The following is a 324-nucleotide window of genomic DNA, read 5'->3' as shown; positions in this document are numbered from 1 at the left end:
ACTACCGCCCGATATCATTCAAAAATCAACTTCCCGGTGTAAAAACTCTCCACCTCCACCACCGGCGGCCGGTTCACAGAGATTACATCTCCGGTGCTTCTTATCTCCCCTTTCAACACCTGCTGCGGATTCACAAATAGCTTGTTCGTTCCCCGGTGCTGAATCTCGACACTCCCTGCCTCGAGATCCTGTGCCTCCACTCTGCCGTCGCCATTGGCGATGTAGAGGTTGAGATCATCTGTGCTGCCGCGGAGAAAGAAATTAGAAAAATCATCTCCCGTCACCCGCACATATTTAGAAACCAGGTGCAGATCAAAGTCACCT

At 51.2% G+C, this 324-nt stretch carries 1 protein-coding gene; it reads right to left on the bottom strand.

Features of this window, described 5'->3' with window-relative positions; translation table 11 throughout:
• Positions 1–14: 14 nt before the first annotated feature.
• Positions 15–324, bottom strand: a 310-nt coding sequence (locus HC175_RS22095) for a GIN domain-containing protein (protein ID WP_209310196.1), incomplete at its 5' end; no start/stop codon positions are given.

It is taken from the genome of Salinimicrobium oceani (assembly GCF_012037645.1).
This window is presented reverse-complemented; position numbering and strand designations above follow the sequence as displayed.